The sequence below is a fragment of the Atlanticothrix silvestris CENA357 genome (genome assembly GCF_016056295.1).
Lineage (GTDB): Bacteria > Cyanobacteriota > Cyanobacteriia > Cyanobacteriales > Nostocaceae > Atlanticothrix > Atlanticothrix silvestris.
In genome coordinates this window covers 142,161-158,139 of record NZ_JAECZB010000004.1, presented here as the reverse complement: position 1 = coordinate 158,139, position 15,979 = coordinate 142,161, and the positions used below count along the sequence as shown (strand labels likewise).

The window sequence follows — 15,979 nt, the reverse complement described above, 5'->3', positions numbered from 1 at the left end:
CCTTTGGGGATAAGGGGCAGGGTTAAAGGGTTGGTTTTTTCATCCTTTACCCTTTACCCTTTACCCCTCTTGCTGCTCCCCTGCTCCCCTGCTTTTTTTAGGCAGGAGTGTTTTCTACCAGCTGGTTTTCTTGCCGCAGATAGGCTTGGATGAAAGTATCGAGGTCGCCGTTCATGACATCGGCGATCGCAGTTGTTTCTACACTTGTCCGTAAATCTTTTACCATCTGGTAAGGATGAAAGACATAATTACGGATTTGGTTGCCCCAAGAAGCTTCCACCATATCACCGCGGATTTGGGCAATTTCTTGGGCTTTTTGTTCTTTGGCGATAATTAGTAATTTGGCTTTAAGACGAGCAAGGGCTTTGTCTTTATTTTGCAGCTGCGATCGCTCTTCTGTACAACGCACTGCTAAACCAGTGGGAATGTGAACAATCCGTACTGCTGTTTCTACTTTGTTGACGTTCTGTCCACCTTTACCGCCAGCCCTAGAAGTAGTAATTTCCAAATCCTTTTCTGGAATATCTAACTGCACGGAATTATCTATTTGCGGCATCACTTCCACCCCAGCAAAACTAGTTTGCCGCTTACCATTGGCATTGAAGGGCGAAATCCGCACTAAGCGGTGTGTGCCTGCTTCTGAGCGCAAGTAACCATAAGCATAGCGACCAGTAATTTCTAGGGTTGCTGATTTAATGCCGGCTTCATCACCCTCGGACTCTTCAGCTAAACTGACTTTGTAGCCGTGGGCTTCTGCCCAACGGGTGTACATCCTAAGCAGCATAAATGCCCAATCTTGAGCATCTGTACCACCAGCACCAGCATTAATTGTCAGTACTGCCCCTTCACTGTCGTAAGTGCCAGAAAGTAGCTGTTGTAACTCCCATTGGTCAAGGTCACGATTGAGCTTGTTAATGGTAGATTCCGCTTCTTGCAATAGCGCTTCGTCGGTTTCTAACTCTAATAACTCAACTACTGCCTTAGTATCTTCTAAATTCGCTCGCCATTGATGATACTGTTCTAGGTGAGCTTTCAAGTCGTTGAGTTCTTGTAAAGTTTCTTGGGCTTGGGTTTGGTCTTCCCAAAATTCTGGTTGTGCTGCTATTTGTTCCAGGTCTTGAATTTTGGCGGTCAGTGCAGGTATGTCAAAGATAGTCCTGGGCTTTACCCAGACGACCGGACAATGTTTCGATTTCGCGTTTGAGTTCTAAAACGTCCATAATGCTTGCTAAAAAAATAGCGCTTGGGATTGATTTTAATAGATTACATGATAATTTTTGTCGCTGACTGTGTATAGCACCAGAAAAACTAACTACCCATCTTTAACCAATTAAAAACTTGATTAACAGTTAGTAGCATTTGAGTTTCTGGTAAAACAGGTAAATCATCTTCTGCTTGAAGTAATTCTGGTTGCTGACCTGGTAAAAATACCAAAATACTCAGGTCATCAGGGTCAATAAACCATCCCAAACGACTACCGTGCTTCAAGCAGTGAAGAATATTACCAATAACTTTGTTAGGCTTTTGTTCTGGTGACAAAATCTCAATCGTCCAGTCTGGTGGTAAGTCAAAGTTATCTGGAACTTGACCATCGGCTGTGAACTGTATATGTTCCCACAAGAACACAGCTACATCTGGTACGATTGATCGCCCTCCAAAACTACATCGCAATTCTGGAAACGCGTATGCAATCTGCGGTTCCTCAGCAATTTGATTAATTGTTGTACATAATTTACCTTGTAATCGGCTGTGTCTCCCTTTCGGCATTGGCTTCAGGGTAATCTCCCCATTGATGTATTCACTAGAAGGCTTCGTTTCTGGGAGTTTCAGAAATTCTTCGAGAGTCAGAGGTTGAGCTGTTATGGCAGTCATAGCTCTTGTAATTTTGAAATGATTTGCCCTCAATTTAGGAAAATCGTTACTTCCTAGAGGTCATTTTAACTTAACCTAGAAGTCCTCACCCTCAATGTACTCAGCAGGGATTGATATATATTTTTCTAGCAGGCGCTACGATTAATAATCATCTACTACCCATCGCTACAGCCGATTTGTACAAGATTAGGCGGAGGTTCTAGCAGTGTGGGAAATTAGGCGGCGGTATAGAAACCCTAGATGGAATATGACAGAAAGCCTGGCTGGGTATTTGTTTATGATCCCCACCATTCTGGTTTTAGGGACTTTTGTAGTTTTGCCCATTCTCTATGCTGTATTTCTTTCTTTGCACAAAGTCCAACTTTTGGGTGGGATTGAATACGAGTTCATTGGTTTTCGCAATTTCACTCGATTGATTGAAGATGAACGAGTTTGGATTGCGTTGAAAAATACGGCAGAGTATGTTGTGATTGTTGTGCCAACTCAAACTGTATTGGCTTTAATTTTGGCAGTCACACTCAATGCTGGGATTCGCGGTAAGAACTGGTGGCGCATTCTTTATTTTTTGCCGACAGTGACTTCTTCAGCAGTGTTAACGCTCATCTTTATGTGGATTTATAACACTGATGGGCTACTCAACGATTTTCTCGCTTTTGTCGGACTACCTACCTATAACTGGTTGGGCGATCCAGCAGTTGCACTCAAAGGCATCATGATCATGAATATTTGGTCAACAGCACCGTTTTACATGGTGATTTATTTGGCGGCTTTACAGGACATACCTGAAAAGCTTTATGAAGCAGCAGAACTCGACGGGGCAAATGGATGGCAAAAGTTTATTTACATTACTATTCCTTTGGTCAAGCCTGTAACTTTCTTTGTGGTAGCTGTGGGGATAATTGGGACGTTTCAATTATTTGACCAGTCTTATATTTTCTCCGGTGGTACTGGCGGGCCGAATAACGCGACATTAACTGTGGTGCTACTCATCTACCAAGCTGTATTTCGTAATTTACAAATGGGATATGCAGCTGCGATCGCATTTTTATTGGCAGCGGTAATCATTATCATCACTTTAATGCAGCAGCGATTTTTTGGAGGTGAAAGAATTTGATAAATTTTTCTCGCCTTCCTTGGCTAAAAGTACTGTTATATGTCTTACTAACAATCTATGGTCTAATTACCATTGTTCCTTTCTTGTGGGCACTTTCGGCATCCTTTAAGCCGCTATCAGAGATTGTCAGCGGCGAACCTAATTTGTTACCCAAGAATTTTACCCTTGACAATTACAGGCAAATCTTTTTGCAAGAACCGCTGTTTTGGCGCTGGTTATTTAATAGTGTCGTAATTGCCATTAGCGTTACATTGTTAAATCTAATACTCAACTCAATGGCAGGTTATGCCTTGGCAAGATTGAACTTTGTAGGTAAGCGCTTTTGGTTCTTCTTAATTTTGGCAGTATTAGCAGTACCAGCACAGATTACCCTAATTCCGACATTTTTGATTTTGAAGGCGATTGGTTGGTTAAATTCTTATCAAGGCATGATTGTCCCCAGTATGATCAATGCCACTTTCATTTTTATGATGCGGCAGTTTTTTGTTAATTTCCCTAGAGAATTAGAAGAAGCTGCTCAGCTTGATGGTTTAAATACCTTTGGCATTTTCCGGCATATTGTTTTACCTCTGGCTAAACCAGCACTAGCAGCACAAGCAGTTTTTGTGTTTATGGGTAGTTGGAATAATTTCTTGCTGCCTGTAGTAATCTTGTTCGACCCCGAAATGTTTACCCTGCCGTTAGGGCTGAATACTTTCAAAGGTCAATACATCAGCTATTGGAATTACATTATGGCAGCTTCTATGATATTTACCTTACCTGCTTTAGGAATTTACGCCTTTTTTAACCGTTATTTTATTCAAAGTGCAACATTTACAGGCGGCAAAGGCTAAAGTCGCGGATCAACAGGTTCGCTTTCTAACGCCAAAATGCCAAAAACGCATTCATGCACACGGCGCAAAGGGCTATGGGTGACAAATCGCTCCAATGCTTCAACACCAAGGGCAAACTCGCGCATAGCCAAAGAACGCTTGTGTGATAATCCACGTTGACGCAGACGTTGCAAATTCTCTGGAGTGGAATATTCAGGGCCATAAATAATCCGCAGATATTCTTGTCCGCGACATTTCACCGCAGGCTGGACAATACCACGACTACCTCGAACAATGAAATCCATAGGTTTGACAACCATACCTTCACCCCCCGCTTTGGTAAGTTCTTCCCACCAATTAACCCCCTCTGCTTGACTGCTGGGGTCAGTCAAATTGATCACTTTATAGGCAGTAGCTAAAAGCAAGGCAGGGTCTAAATGGCAGATTTTGGCAATTTGATTCAAATGCCAGCGATGGTCTTTGTCGATGTGGACAGCTTTTTCAGTTGCCAGGATGTGGAAAGGGGCTAACTTTAGTCCAGAAATATCGGTGACAGACCAGCAGTAGCGGCGGTAGGCATTGACATACTGATGTGCCATCTCTGCACGTTGTTGGTAATGAGTAAGTTGCGTATTAATTTCTACACCGCGATCGCTTGCTTGTTGTAGTAAGCTAACAGCATCATTCAAAGCAAGCCGTGATGCCACTCCCATGGGTGCATATTGTTCTCGCAGCAACCCTTGTGCTTTGGCTGACCAAGGCATCAATTCACAGTCTAAACACACCCAGTCGGTTTGAAATTCTGACCAGAAGCCGCTTTGGGAAAGGGCTGTATTTACCCGCCCCAAAAGTTCCGCCTCCAATGCAGAATCATCAAAAAACCTCCGTCCTGTGCGGGTATAACAGATACCAATTCCCTCATCTACCACGCCAAATCGTTTTTCGGCAGCGGCTATATCTCGGCAAACAATCACTATTGCTCGTGAACCCATGTGTTTTTCTTCGCATACTACTTCCGTAATTCCCGGATTTTGGTAGTAGAGAAAAGCTTGGGTAGGATGTTCCAAAAATCCTGGTATCGGGGATGTTTCCACAGGAGACATCGTAGGAGGTAAATAAATCAACCATTTGGGATTAGTAGCAAAACGGCTCATTACCTCTAAAGCTGCGATCGCATTCTCTTCTCGAATGGTAATGTTAGATTTAAGTCGGGTGTTGATAATGCGCTTACCTAATACATCCTCAATGTACAAGACATCATCTAGTTCCTGTTGTGAGGTACGGGTTGCTGTGTTCTGTATCAAGGGCTTTACTGGTTCACAGTAGACACGGGCAGCAGCTACACTCACTAGTTCCTTTTCTGGATAGCGGAGGGCGGTAAGTTTGCCGCCAAAGACGCAGCCTGTATCAATATCAATAGTGTTATTCAGCCATTCTGCTTCTGGTACAGGAGTATGTCCGTAAACCACCATTGCTTCACCTCGATATTCTCCCGCCCAGTTGTAGCGAATGGGTAAGCCAAATTCATCAATCTCGCCAGTGCTTTCGCCATAAAGGGCAAACTCGCGTACAGCACCAGACCCTCGTCCTTGCATTTCTTGTTTCATCCCTGCGTGCGCTACTACCAATCGCCCGTCATCTAAAAGATAATGACTGATTAGGGAATCTAGAAATTTTTGCAGTTCTTTGGTGAAGGGTTCCCGCACTTCGTCGGGTAAAGCCGCAATTTCATTTAGGGTTTGCTCTAACCCGTGATTCACCCGGACATTTTTACCCCGTAGTTTCCGCAAGAGTTTGTTTTCATGATTACCAGGAACGCAGAGAGCTGTACCTGCGTTAACCATGTTTCGCACCAGTTTAACTGTATCTAAAATGCGCGTTCCCCGGTCTACCAAATCACCCAGAAATACAACTTTGCGTCCTTGGGGATGGTGGTAAGTGGGGGTGTTCCAAAGGGTAGAAGATAATTCTTCCCCTGTACCCTTTTGATAGCCTAACTGTTGGAGTAATGCTTCGAGTTCATCACAACAGCCGTGAATATCACCAATAATGTCAAAGGGGCCATGTTCGTGCTTAAGGTTATTCCAAAGAGGTTGGCGCTCAATTTCGACAGATTCGATTTCCTCTAAAGAGTTAAGAGTATAGACATAACGAAAGCCTTCTTTTTCTAAATTCCGCAGAGAACGCCGCAACATTTGGGTATGACGATGTACTACATGGGAACCAAAGGAGCGATCGCTCCTTTGTTGGTTACGTTCGTGGCATAATTCTTCTGGTAGGTCAAGAACAATGGCGATCGCAAAACAGTGATACTGCCGTGCCATTTGCAGTAAGGGTTTGCGGTCTTCCATTTGTACATTAGTAGCATCAATAACTGTTAGTTTAGCTGCTGTTAGCCGCTTTTCGGCAATGAAGCGTAGTACTTCAAAAGCGTCTTTGGTTGCAGATTGGCTATTTTCGTTATTGGAAACTAAGCCCCGGCAAAAGTCTGAGGATAAAACTTCAAAAGGTTGAAAGTGCTTGCGGGCAAAAGTCGATTTACCGGAACCAGAAGCACCGATGAGAATAATTAGAGATAATTCGGGAATAGTAATTTTCATATTATGAAAAGCTCACGCAAAGACAAGGCAGCGCGTTGGGCGGCTTTGCCGACTTGTAGCGACTGCCGCGCAAAGGCGCAAAGAAAGAAATATGAAGTTTTAGATATTGTTGTGTTCTGAGTCAGAAATTTGCTGTTTTACCCAAGCACGAAAAGCTCTCTTTGCTGCCAATTGACCAATCTTTCTGCTTTCTTCGAGAAATTGAGTCATATCTTTTACTGGTACTGGCACGAAAGTAGGACTAAGTTCAACTTCTGAATATTGATTATCTAAAAGGATATAAATTCTTAATACAGTGCCGTTATATCTCCAAAATTCAGGAATATTCATTGAAGCATAAAGAGATAATTTATCTATTTTGGATTTAGAATATTCTACTTCAATTACTAGATCTGGTGGTGGATCTTGAGCTAAATCAATATTTTGTTTATTTCTAACTAAGGATTCATTTTGAATGTAATAGCTGCTATCTGGCTCCCCTCCTTTTTCTAAATCATCTCTTGTTAAAGTCACTGAGCCTGTACTTTTCACTTCTAAACCAAATTCCTCACACAGCACGAGAATATAGCTTTCAATTAGGCGATTGGAGTTTTCATGCGGCATTAGTGGAGTCATAATTTCTACTATTTTATTGTCGTAGGCAAGTCTAGAGTTACGCTCACCTCCCATCTCAAACAGCATGGTTTTGAAAGTCTGCCAGCTAATATTTTTCAGCAAAGTTCTTGTTTCTGCAAATGGTACTGTTGCAACCATAAAAAGTTTCCTTTAATTAAAAATTGCGGCTAAATATGGCCATTTGTGTCGGTGAACCAACTTCTGGATCTTCTGTGCCGATAGGTTGAAATTCCACGGTGTAGCTAAAGCGTTCTGCTACTTTGTTAGCCCATTTTTGAAACTCTGCACGTGTCCATTCAAAGCGGTGGTCTTGATGTCGCAATTTTCCAGCTGGGAGATTTTCAAACTTAACGTTGTATTCAATATTAGGCGTTGTCACCACTACCGTTTTAGGTTGGGCAAACTCGAACAAAACTCGCTCAAATGCTCCCAGTCGCGGCAAATCAAGATGCTCAATCACTTCAATCACCGTCGCAGCATCATAGCCACTAAAGCGTTTATCTTGATAAGTGAGTGCGCTTTGAATCAGTTGTATACGTTCCCACTGGTTACGGGGAAGATGCAGGCGGTCTAATCGTTCTTGGGCAACTTCTAGCGCTCTGTAGGAAACATCGACACCTGTAATCTGGGCAAAGAAGCTATCTTGGAGGAGAATTTTCAACAGATTACCCTGTCCACAGCCTAAATCAATTACCCGCCTAGCATTGCTTTGTTTGAGAGCAGTAATCACCGCATCCAAACGCTGCTGATTCAGGCTAATGGGCTTTTCTACCGCCGCTTCTTCTTGGGCATGATTTTCTTCAGCACTATCGGGATCGGGATTGTCTGACTCTACCAGTTGGGCTAAAGCCAGACGAGTTAAGCGTTGCTGACGTTTGAGGTAACGCTTGGTAATTTGTTCTCGCGCTGGATGTTCTGTTAACCAACCCTCACCATGACGCAGCAACTTTTCGATTTCTTCGTCGCCTACCCAGTAATGCTTCTCGTCATCTAATACTGGAATTAGAACATAGAGATGACTTAATAAGTCGCTTAAAGTTATGATTTGCTGAAGTTCGACTGTAAAGTATCGACTCTGACCCCAATCAGGAAATTGATCATCTAAAGTGTGGCCTTGGGCACTAATGTTGTAGCCTAATGGCTCAAATAATTGCCGCAGAAATTCTTCACCACCACGACAAGGTAAAACGGAAAGTTTCGCTACCAAAGGAATGGAGGTTTTTGCCAGTTCCGGTAAGTCTTTGCAACGACCTCCTAAAGCTGTGCTAAATACTTGAGCGATCGCTACACTTAAAAATGAAGAAGCAACATAAGGGCGATCGCTAACATATTGTTCTAGCCTTGCGCCACGTCCCCGCACCAACTTCACCGGGTCAACATCCAACAACAACGCCACCGTACATCGCTGTGTACTAGCTTCTGGATAAAAAACGTGCGCCTGTCCAAAACTTAAAGGAAAAGATTGACAGCGATCTGGGCGTTTATGCAACAGGTAGCCTAATTCTGTTGCTGGAAAGTGGGTCGTAGTGATTGTCAGCAGCATTCACTTGTGCAAGAGTTGAGGTTTGGGGAATAAATTAGTAAATCATAAGCTAACACACCAACAACAAGTTAAGTTGCATTACGCTAAAACGGTAACGTACGTTATTTAGTAAATAGACTCTTTGCAGCTAGCAATTAACTCTTGATCATCTTACGGTTTTGTAATTACATCAGTCTGCAATGCCAATGCATCGACCTGTTATGTTAATACATCGGTCTGCAATGCTAATACATCGACCTGTTATGTTAATACATCGGTCTGCAATGCCAATACATTTACCCGTTATGTTGATACATCGGTCTGTTATGTTAAACCACTTTGTCCTATAGGAAAAATTTACCTTACTGTTAAAAATATTGTTGTAATGGGCACATTAAATATGTACCCTACTAAGTATGCATGTATGGCTTCGCAAAATACAACAAACCGTTTGCGTCCTAAACTGATTAATCAAGATGTTGACTCATTCCACGGTTTGCAAACTGTTAGTACTTATAATACAACTCGTGCTGATGCCTCAGTTACAAAGTTGCAAGATGTTTATCAGGCGATGTTGATTGCTCAACAAATTGAAACCGAAAAATTAGCTTTATACCGTGCGGCTGCCGATACTGCCCGATTAGCAGAGTGGGATTTTCATAATGCTGTATTAGCAATGAAAGAAGTTGTACGCGGGCAATATGGCTCAGATAGCGACCAAGCTCAAGCTGTAGGATTGAAGAAAAAATCAGACCGCAAGCGTCCTTCCCGCAAAAAGCCAGTGGTGATCGCCAGTTAATCAATTTGGATTGAGTTTGAAAATTAGCGATCGCTAATCTCTTTACATCATCTTGTCTTGAGTTTCAACAGTTAACAGTTATCAGTCAAAAACTACTTGATAACTGTTCACTGATTTAACAAAACAGACTATAATCCTGCAAACCATTCGTAGCCTTGATCTTCCCAATAACCTTTAGCAGGTAACAAACTAGTGACTAAGATAATCTCAGTTACCCACTTGCTTTGCTTGTAGCCCAGTTTAATGGGGGATGCTAAGCGTATGGGCGCACCATTATCAGTTGATAATGGTTCTCCATTTTTTTGATAAGCCATGAGAGTTTGCGGATGCATAGCAGAAGCGATATCCCAGCTTTCATAGTAGCCATCAGCAGATTTGAAGTAGACGTAACGGACGCTTGATTTAGGTTGTACTAATGCAACTAAGTCTTGTAATCGCACGCCTCCCCATTGAACGATCGCAGCCCAGCCTTCAACACAAACATGGCGAATTACCATTGAAGTCAAGGGAAGTTTTTGAATATCTGCCATGCTTAATTGCATTGGATTACTCACTTCACCATTAATAGTCAGCTGAAACTGCGCTGGATTTATTTGTGGAGTGAAGTCAAAGGTATTCACCAGTAGTTTGTCTGGCTCAATGTCGCTGACGGCAAATTCAGGTACAGGTTTGTGACTTAGCAGAAGTTCTTCTAGACTTTGATTTAGCGGCTCAGATATTTGCCTAACACTATTTGAGAATAAATTTCTCCCACAGCCATTTAGAAGCAGACCCACACCCGAAAGTCCAGATAATTGCAGTAAACGGCGACGGGATAAAAGGCGTTTGGGAAGAATCAGACTCATAAAACCTCTACACAAACATAGGCTTGATTAGACGGATGCTTCCTACTGTAAAGTCTGCCAGCTACCAGACAGTCCGTAAAGTTAATACAGTTGAACAGGCTTGTATATTGCAAGACCATTAATTTTGAACGCTTTTAATAAAGTCTCTTTAAATGATATTCGCAATTGGTTTATCAATTGCTGCTACTGTACCTCAGTAGACTAGGAAACGCTATAACCCTCTTCTGTCACTTTCCGGGAGGGCGATCGCTAGAAGCCTGATGAGGCAATCAATACAAGCTATACTATTAGAAAAAATTTATCTTGTATTTGTTATTAGAAAATAATTGCGCGATCGCTTGCTATACAAAAGCTCTAGAATCCAGAAATGGCAAGTGTTTTCGGAAAGTGACAGAAGAGGGATAAATCACGGTTATCTTCAAATCTATTAGGACTTACCCAAGAACTCTCTGATACTCTATTCCTCCCTTCGGGTTCACAGTCGCCTGCGGAGGGGAACCCTCCCGCAGCGCTGTTTCACCGTGTCCTCTGCGTCCTTTGTGGTTCGATTTTCCGTTACCTGTGCGTAAGTCATGTTTATAATAAAATGTACTGACCAAAACAAGTAAACATGGAAACCGAAGTAGCAAGAGGGATGCGTCTGGAAGAAGTCAAACGACTAATTCTGTCCCACCATAAACATCTAAGTTTCAATGATTTAATCGAACCTAATTTAACAGTATTTTCTGAGCTTAGGTTGATGTATTCCACAAACAATATAGTTTCTGATTTCGGTTACACATCACTGCATGAAATTGAAACAGTATGTAGTAGTCTTAAAAAATTCTTTGAAGGCAGTGGTCTTTTATTTTTTTCTGAAGATCTTTATAAAAAAAAAGAGGATAATCATATACCTCTTGACTATTCTTTATCTTTAGATTCAAATGTAGCAGAAAAATTTAGAATTTATGAAAATGGTGGTAAAGTTGAACCTAAAGATAAATTTGAAAACTTAGTTTGGTTTATTAAAAAATATCAATTTACTTTTGATTATGGATTTTTTCTTCTTGAAAATTTTGAGTTTATTGAGCAAAATAATGAGCGCCCATTTAATACTTTAAGGGCACTTAAAAGGTGTAATCCCTTAAACACTTATCCTATAGATAGAGAAGAAGCAGGAAAATTAGCTATTCAGACAATGTATAATCTTTATAATCTTAGTGGTCATGAAGTTAATTCTTACTTTTGGCAAAGAAGAAAAATATTATACTTAATATTGCTTGGGGCAATTCAGATAAACTGGGAAACTAATGGAGATGTTCTTCTCAGTCTAAAAAGAATAGTTAACTTTTGCTTAAGGAAGCTTGGAAAATTCGCAAACAAAGAAATCTATTTTGCATGGAAGCTGTTTAAGTATGGCAACTCTCTACGTTTTTTTGATTTTGTAAGTCAACCTTCAAACAAAACATTATCAAGAGCAAAAGGCATGAGTTGGGATTTACTAGCGATTGAATATCAATCATCTTTAGCGTATAATTTATCAAAAGATCATAATTTTTTTGTTCCTTTTTTTGCTTCATTCGATAACAGATTTATCGAGCTAACAAGAGCATGTCCTATTAGATGTATGCTTTTCGATGATATAGCTCAAAGAGCTTACACTTTATTTGACGACGAACTAGAGTTTGTGCTAGATCTTAACGATGCAATAAGAACAGATAATGAACTGTTGTGTAAGTTTACTGATCCGCAGGAAAGAATTAGAAGAAGTAATTTGCAGTTAGATAACAGACAACTAAATATTCAAATAGCTAATTTAGAAGAAGCAATAAACAACATATAAAATCTAGGCTGAAGCAGAATTAAGATATGGCTGCTCTACTTGAAGAAATGAAGTTTGTTTTTAAGTGTTTTGAAAAGTTTGGCAAGAAAGCAGTTGTTGCCCATAAAGAATGGATTGAAAAAAATGAAGATGTTAAAGATCCCGGCGCTACTTCGGTTGGAGTGATCGCAAATCAAGGAAGCGCAAGAGTGGTTATTCTCTACACAAACATAGACTTGATTGGACAGATGCTTCCTACTTTGAGGCCAAGTAAGGAATGAGCGATTGTAAACTAACCGATGCCATGCGTAGTTTTTGCAATTTTGACTTTTGACTGACGCGCAACGGTACTAGGCTGTTAGGTACAATTTATAAGTCCAGGTGTTAGGGATGGCAAGACAATTCCTCGCCTAAAATGTCCAATACTAAGTTCCACAATGGCAAAAGTTCATCTAGAAGACATTAAACGTAGATTTAACAACGTTACCGCAATTGAAGATATTAGCTTTGAAATTCCTAATGGTGAGTTTTGGGTATTAGTCGGGCCATCAGGTTGCGGTAAATCGACAATTTTGCGAACAATCGCCGGTTTGGAAAGTGCCACCTCTGGCAAACTTTTTATTGGTGATACTCTGATGAACAATGTTCCCGCAAGACAACGGGATGTAGCGATGGTGTTTCAGAACTACGCTCTTTATCCTCACATGACAGTAGCGCAAAATATTGCCTTTGGGTTGCAAATGCGAAAAGTTGACTCGAAAATTATTCAAGAGAGGGTAGTGAATGTAGCGCGATCGCTAGCTTTAGAACACCTATTGGATCGTAAACCCAAACAACTTTCTGGAGGACAGCAACAACGGGTAGCATTAGGACGAGCGATCGCCCGTGAACCACAAGTGTTTTTACTTGATGAACCTTTATCTAATTTAGATGCCCAATTGCGAGATGACACCAGGGCAGAGTTGAAACAGCTACATCAAGAGTTAGGCATTACAACTATTTATGTTACCCACGATCAAGTTGAGGCGATGACCTTGGCTGATAAGATTGTAGTGCTAAATAAAGGACGCATTCAACAAATTGGCGACCCTCAGACTGTTTATGCGCGTCCTGCTAATCAAATGGTGGCAACTTTTTTAGGCAGTCCGCCAATGAATATTCTGCCTGCAATCTATAAAAATCATACTTTTGATGTTAGTGGACAGTCATTAGCAATTCCAGCAGACATGACACAGAAGTTACATCTGCGTCAAGGATATAGTTTTGATTTAGGAATTCGTCCAGAACATATCACAATCAACACCGATTCCGAACTTAACGACCAAAACGCCGCAATTTTATCAGTTGATGTCAAACTAGTAGAACCTCTGGGCAGAGAAACCTTGATTCGTGTCGGTTTACCTGGATCAACAACCGTGCTGAATGTGCAAGTAGGTGGAAGTGTGCATCCGCATCCAGGCGATCGCCTTTATCTAAAACTAGATTTACATCAGTTATTTGTGTTTGATCCTAAAACTGGTGACAGAATTTTACCTCAGTATTAGTGTAATAATACGCCGTCATTTTCTCTTTACAAAAGCGAATTACTTACAGGTTCAGGCTTCTTTTATTGGTGGCTTAAGCTAATTTATGCTCTTTTAACATTAATTTTCATGAATTCACTGTTGGTTGTTTTCCTGTTAGTAAGTCATCCTGTAATCTATTAAACAGTTATGAATTTTGAAACAAAGATTTAAAGTTAAATTATGGATAATTAAGCTTGATATCAATAGGTATTTGATTTGATCTGTTTTACGTAGTTATTCATCATGTTATCTTTAATCATACCTATTTGCACAAACTTAAGTAATAATTTTTGGGCTTGCTGTTGGCTTAAGCCTTGAATATGGATTTCTAATACTTTTATTTTAAATTGCTGTTCTAGAGTGAGTTCTGTAAAATTCATAATTTCCCTCCTGTTTATGATTTTATAGCTATTTAATTTGAGTTTATACTCCGCCAATTGACTAAATCCATCCAGACAAACTCAACTATTTTTGTGTTCAATCTTATTTTTGATTGTGGCAATTTGGTTTTTATAAATCAAGTCTTTAAAATTAATTGCTTGGACAAAAGTAACAGAATTTTGGCTATATAGTTAAGTGTATATTGACTGTATTTGTTTAAAAGTATAAGTAGAACGGCGTAAATATTTGTAGTTGGTATGAGTGAGGAGGCAGATCGCGCAGCGTATCGTAGACAATGCAGGAGTAAAAAGGATTTTAGCCTTATTTATCTTTATTAAGATAATGGTGTTTTTTACCACCGACTTACTTATCTTTCTCATAACCTACAGCTTATTTTCATAGAAAACACCATGAATTTTAATTAATCATGAGGCATAAAAATTTGTCTTTATTCTGTCTAAGGTTATTATTATTTATGCATATTTAATGCAAAGTAACTAAATTAAGGCTATGTAGCAGGAGATCAAACGTTACTGTTCCTGACATTCACACTCTGAAAATTTCCTAATCTAATGTGAGTTCGACAGACCTCTCCCTGCTGGCCTCCCTATCCTAAAAGGCATATTCCTTGGGAGAAGCAAGCTACGCGTAGCCTTGTAGGAGAGGGGCTGGGGAGAGGTCAGAACAATACTCATCGAACTCACGTTAATCTATATGCTCTTTGCTATAAAAATTACTGTCTCCTGCTGTCATCTGCAATAACCTAAAAATAAACAATTTGAACACTAAGTTTTTCGCAATTATTATTTTATGTAAATAAAAACTGTGGGCATAATTACCTTCTTTATGTCCAACAATTTGATTTATTTTTTAACTATTTTTAAGCCATCTGTTTGACTTGTGATTGTACTAATGCACTAGGAGCAAATGCCCCATTTTCTGTGACGATAGCTGTAATTAACTCGGCTGGAGTGACATCAAACGCTGGGTTATAAAAATCTACATTCGATGGTGTGAGGATAGTGTCACCGATTTGGTATATTTCTTCTGGATTGCGCTCTTCAATAGGGATTTGACTACCATCAGGTAATTCAAAATCAATTGTAGAAAGGGGAGCAGCCACGAAAAAGGGGATATTATGGGCTGTAGCTGCGATCGCCACACTATAAGTACCGATTTTATTAGCAGTATCGCCGTTTGCAGCAATTCTATCAGCACCAACAACTACAGCATGAATCAAACCCTGTTTCATGCAATGGGCTGCCATATTATCAGTAATTACTGTCACTGGAATACCTTCTTGAACACATTCCCAAGCTGTGAGTTTTGCACCTTGCAAACGGGGACGGGTTTCATCAGCAAAAACTCGCTCTAGACGGCCTTCTCTCCAAGCGGAACGCACTACGCCCAAAGCAGTGCCATAACCAGCGGTAGCTAATGCTCCAGCGTTGCAGTGAGTAAGTATAGTCAGCTTTTGGGGAGTCGTAGGCAATGCTGCTAAACCATGATCGCCGATCGCCTGGCAAGTTTGCAAATCTTCGGTATTGATATTTTGGGCAGTTTGGAAAAGGGTTTGTTTAATTTGTTCTACTGTTCCTAGGGTTTCGTAGGCAGTTTTCATCATGCGGCCAATTGCCCAAAATAAATTCACCGCTGTTGGACGAGTAGAACGTAATAATTGAGCTACTTTATCTAAATTTTCTAAGAAATCGTGGCGATCGCTTGTCTTAATTTCCCTAGCTCCCAAATACATGCCATAAGCCGCAGCCACACCAATTGCTGGCGCACCACGCACAATCATAGTTTTAATTGCCCGTGCCATGTCTTCACTGCGGTGAATTTCCACAAAAGCGTATTCGTTAGGCAAACGGGTTTGGTCAATTAGTGACACTGAGTCGTTGTGCCAAATAACCGGATAAACTTGGTTTGAGGAATTTGTCATAAAGTTACAAAAATATTCTATAAAAAATTGGGCATGGGGCATGGGACATTGGGTAGGGGCATTATTATTCTCTTCTGCTCCCCTGCTCCTCTGCTCCCCTGCTCCCTCTGC

The 15,979-nt window shown here is 40.7% G+C and carries 14 protein-coding genes; 6 read left to right on the top strand and 8 right to left on the bottom strand.

The features are described 5' to 3' along the window. Positions 1 to 97: 97 nt before the first annotated feature. Both prfB and I8751_RS03845 read right to left on the bottom strand, forming a co-directional pair. Positions 98 to 1,220, bottom strand: a protein-coding gene (prfB, locus tag I8751_RS03850; RefSeq protein WP_214437832.1) for a peptide chain release factor 2 whose coding sequence is annotated in 2 segments (ribosomal slippage) — positions 98 to 1,147 and positions 1,149 to 1,220 — 1,122 coding nt in all. Because the reading frame shifts where the segments join, the coding sequence is not laid out codon by codon here. 88 nt (positions 1,221 to 1,308) lie between these two features. Next, positions 1,309 to 1,872, bottom strand: coding sequence for a Uma2 family endonuclease (locus I8751_RS03845; RefSeq protein ID WP_214437831.1), 564 nt, complete (start codon positions 1,870 to 1,872; stop codon positions 1,309 to 1,311). Positions 1,873 to 2,119: 247 nt separating this feature from the next. On the opposite strand from I8751_RS03845, the gene I8751_RS03840 reads away from it, so the two are divergent. After that, the gene (locus tag I8751_RS03840) at positions 2,120 to 2,986 is read left to right on the top strand and encodes a carbohydrate ABC transporter permease (RefSeq protein ID WP_225893937.1); all 867 of its coding nucleotides are present in this window, start codon (positions 2,120 to 2,122) and stop codon (positions 2,984 to 2,986) included. After that, complete coding sequence (locus tag I8751_RS03835) at positions 2,983 to 3,819, top strand: carbohydrate ABC transporter permease (protein WP_214437829.1); 837 nt, start codon at positions 2,983 to 2,985, stop codon at positions 3,817 to 3,819. The genes I8751_RS03840 and I8751_RS03835 overlap by 4 nt, the downstream gene beginning before the upstream one ends. Here I8751_RS03835 and I8751_RS03830 read toward each other — a convergent pair. From I8751_RS03830 to I8751_RS03820, 3 genes are all read right to left on the bottom strand, one after another. Further along, positions 3,816 to 6,398: a polynucleotide kinase-phosphatase gene (locus tag I8751_RS03830; RefSeq protein ID WP_214437828.1), complete on the bottom strand. Its 2,583-nt coding sequence runs from the start codon at positions 6,396 to 6,398 to the stop codon at positions 3,816 to 3,818. The two genes, I8751_RS03835 and I8751_RS03830, sit on opposite strands and share 4 nt — an antisense overlap. A 99-nt stretch (positions 6,399 to 6,497) precedes the next feature. After that, complete coding sequence (locus tag I8751_RS03825; RefSeq protein ID WP_214437827.1) at positions 6,498 to 7,151, bottom strand: Uma2 family endonuclease; 654 nt, start codon at positions 7,149 to 7,151, stop codon at positions 6,498 to 6,500. Between the two features lie 16 nt (positions 7,152 to 7,167). Further along, complete coding sequence (locus tag I8751_RS03820; RefSeq protein ID WP_214437826.1) at positions 7,168 to 8,556, bottom strand: 3' terminal RNA ribose 2'-O-methyltransferase Hen1; 1,389 nt, start codon at positions 8,554 to 8,556, stop codon at positions 7,168 to 7,170. Positions 8,557 to 8,959: 403 nt separating this feature from the next. Here I8751_RS03820 and I8751_RS03815 point away from each other — a divergent pair, with 403 nt between their 5' ends. Continuing rightward, positions 8,960 to 9,334 (top strand): hypothetical protein, encoded by a 375-nt coding sequence (locus tag I8751_RS03815; protein WP_214437825.1) that lies wholly within the window; start codon positions 8,960 to 8,962, stop codon positions 9,332 to 9,334. Positions 9,335 to 9,462: 128 nt separating this feature from the next. On the opposite strand, the gene I8751_RS03810 is transcribed toward I8751_RS03815, so the two are convergent. Then, positions 9,463 to 10,179, bottom strand: coding sequence for a molybdopterin-dependent oxidoreductase (locus I8751_RS03810; protein ID WP_214437824.1), 717 nt, complete (start codon positions 10,177 to 10,179; stop codon positions 9,463 to 9,465). 610 nt (positions 10,180 to 10,789) lie between these two features. On the opposite strand from I8751_RS03810, the gene I8751_RS03805 reads away from it, so the two are divergent. The 3 genes from I8751_RS03805 to I8751_RS03795 all read left to right on the top strand — a co-directional run bounded on the left by I8751_RS03805 (position 10,790) and on the right by I8751_RS03795 (position 13,524). After that, a complete protein-coding gene (locus tag I8751_RS03805; protein ID WP_214437823.1) occupies positions 10,790 to 12,001 on the top strand; it encodes a hypothetical protein in 1,212 nt (403 codons plus the stop codon). Positions 12,002 to 12,027: 26 nt separating this feature from the next. Next, a complete protein-coding gene (locus I8751_RS03800) occupies positions 12,028 to 12,261 on the top strand; it encodes a hypothetical protein (protein ID WP_214437822.1) in 234 nt (77 codons plus the stop codon). Between the two features lie 156 nt (positions 12,262 to 12,417). Then, entirely contained in the window at positions 12,418 to 13,524 is a 1,107-nt protein-coding gene (locus I8751_RS03795) for an ABC transporter ATP-binding protein (protein WP_214437821.1), read from the top strand. A gap of 221 nt (positions 13,525 to 13,745) precedes the next feature. Here the strand turns inward: I8751_RS03795 and I8751_RS03790 are convergent, their stop codons facing one another. Then, positions 13,746 to 13,925, bottom strand: a complete 180-nt coding sequence (locus I8751_RS03790; protein WP_214437820.1) for an NblA/ycf18 family protein — start codon at positions 13,923 to 13,925, stop codon at positions 13,746 to 13,748. Positions 13,926 to 14,806: 881 nt separating this feature from the next. Next, positions 14,807 to 15,868: an S-methyl-5-thioribose-1-phosphate isomerase gene (mtnA, locus tag I8751_RS03785; RefSeq protein WP_214437819.1), complete on the bottom strand. Its 1,062-nt coding sequence runs from the start codon at positions 15,866 to 15,868 to the stop codon at positions 14,807 to 14,809. Positions 15,869 to 15,979 lie beyond the last annotated feature (111 nt).

Bases quoted from the DNA above. Each gene is read 5' to 3' on its own strand.
- mtnA (WP_214437819.1), bottom strand. From the start codon at position 15,868: ATGACAAATTCCTCAAACCAAGTTTATCCGGTTATTTGGCACAACGAC.
- I8751_RS03805 (WP_214437823.1), top strand. From the start codon at position 10,790: ATGGAAACCGAAGTAGCAAGAGGGATGCGTCTGGAAGAAGTCAAACGA.
- I8751_RS03820 (WP_214437826.1), bottom strand. From the start codon at position 8,556: ATGCTGCTGACAATCACTACGACCCACTTTCCAGCAACAGAATTAGGC.
- I8751_RS03840 (WP_225893937.1), top strand. From the start codon at position 2,120: ATGACAGAAAGCCTGGCTGGGTATTTGTTTATGATCCCCACCATTCTG.
- I8751_RS03795 (WP_214437821.1), top strand. From the start codon at position 12,418: ATGGCAAAAGTTCATCTAGAAGACATTAAACGTAGATTTAACAACGTT.
- I8751_RS03800 (WP_214437822.1), top strand. From the start codon at position 12,028: ATGGCTGCTCTACTTGAAGAAATGAAGTTTGTTTTTAAGTGTTTTGAA.
- I8751_RS03810 (WP_214437824.1), bottom strand. From the start codon at position 10,179: ATGAGTCTGATTCTTCCCAAACGCCTTTTATCCCGTCGCCGTTTACTG.
- I8751_RS03845 (WP_214437831.1), bottom strand. From the start codon at position 1,872: ATGACTGCCATAACAGCTCAACCTCTGACTCTCGAAGAATTTCTGAAA.
- I8751_RS03825 (WP_214437827.1), bottom strand. From the start codon at position 7,151: ATGGTTGCAACAGTACCATTTGCAGAAACAAGAACTTTGCTGAAAAAT.
- I8751_RS03790 (WP_214437820.1), bottom strand. From the start codon at position 13,925: ATGAATTTTACAGAACTCACTCTAGAACAGCAATTTAAAATAAAAGTA.
- I8751_RS03815 (WP_214437825.1), top strand. From the start codon at position 8,960: ATGGCTTCGCAAAATACAACAAACCGTTTGCGTCCTAAACTGATTAAT.
- I8751_RS03830 (WP_214437828.1), bottom strand. From the start codon at position 6,398: ATGAAAATTACTATTCCCGAATTATCTCTAATTATTCTCATCGGTGCT.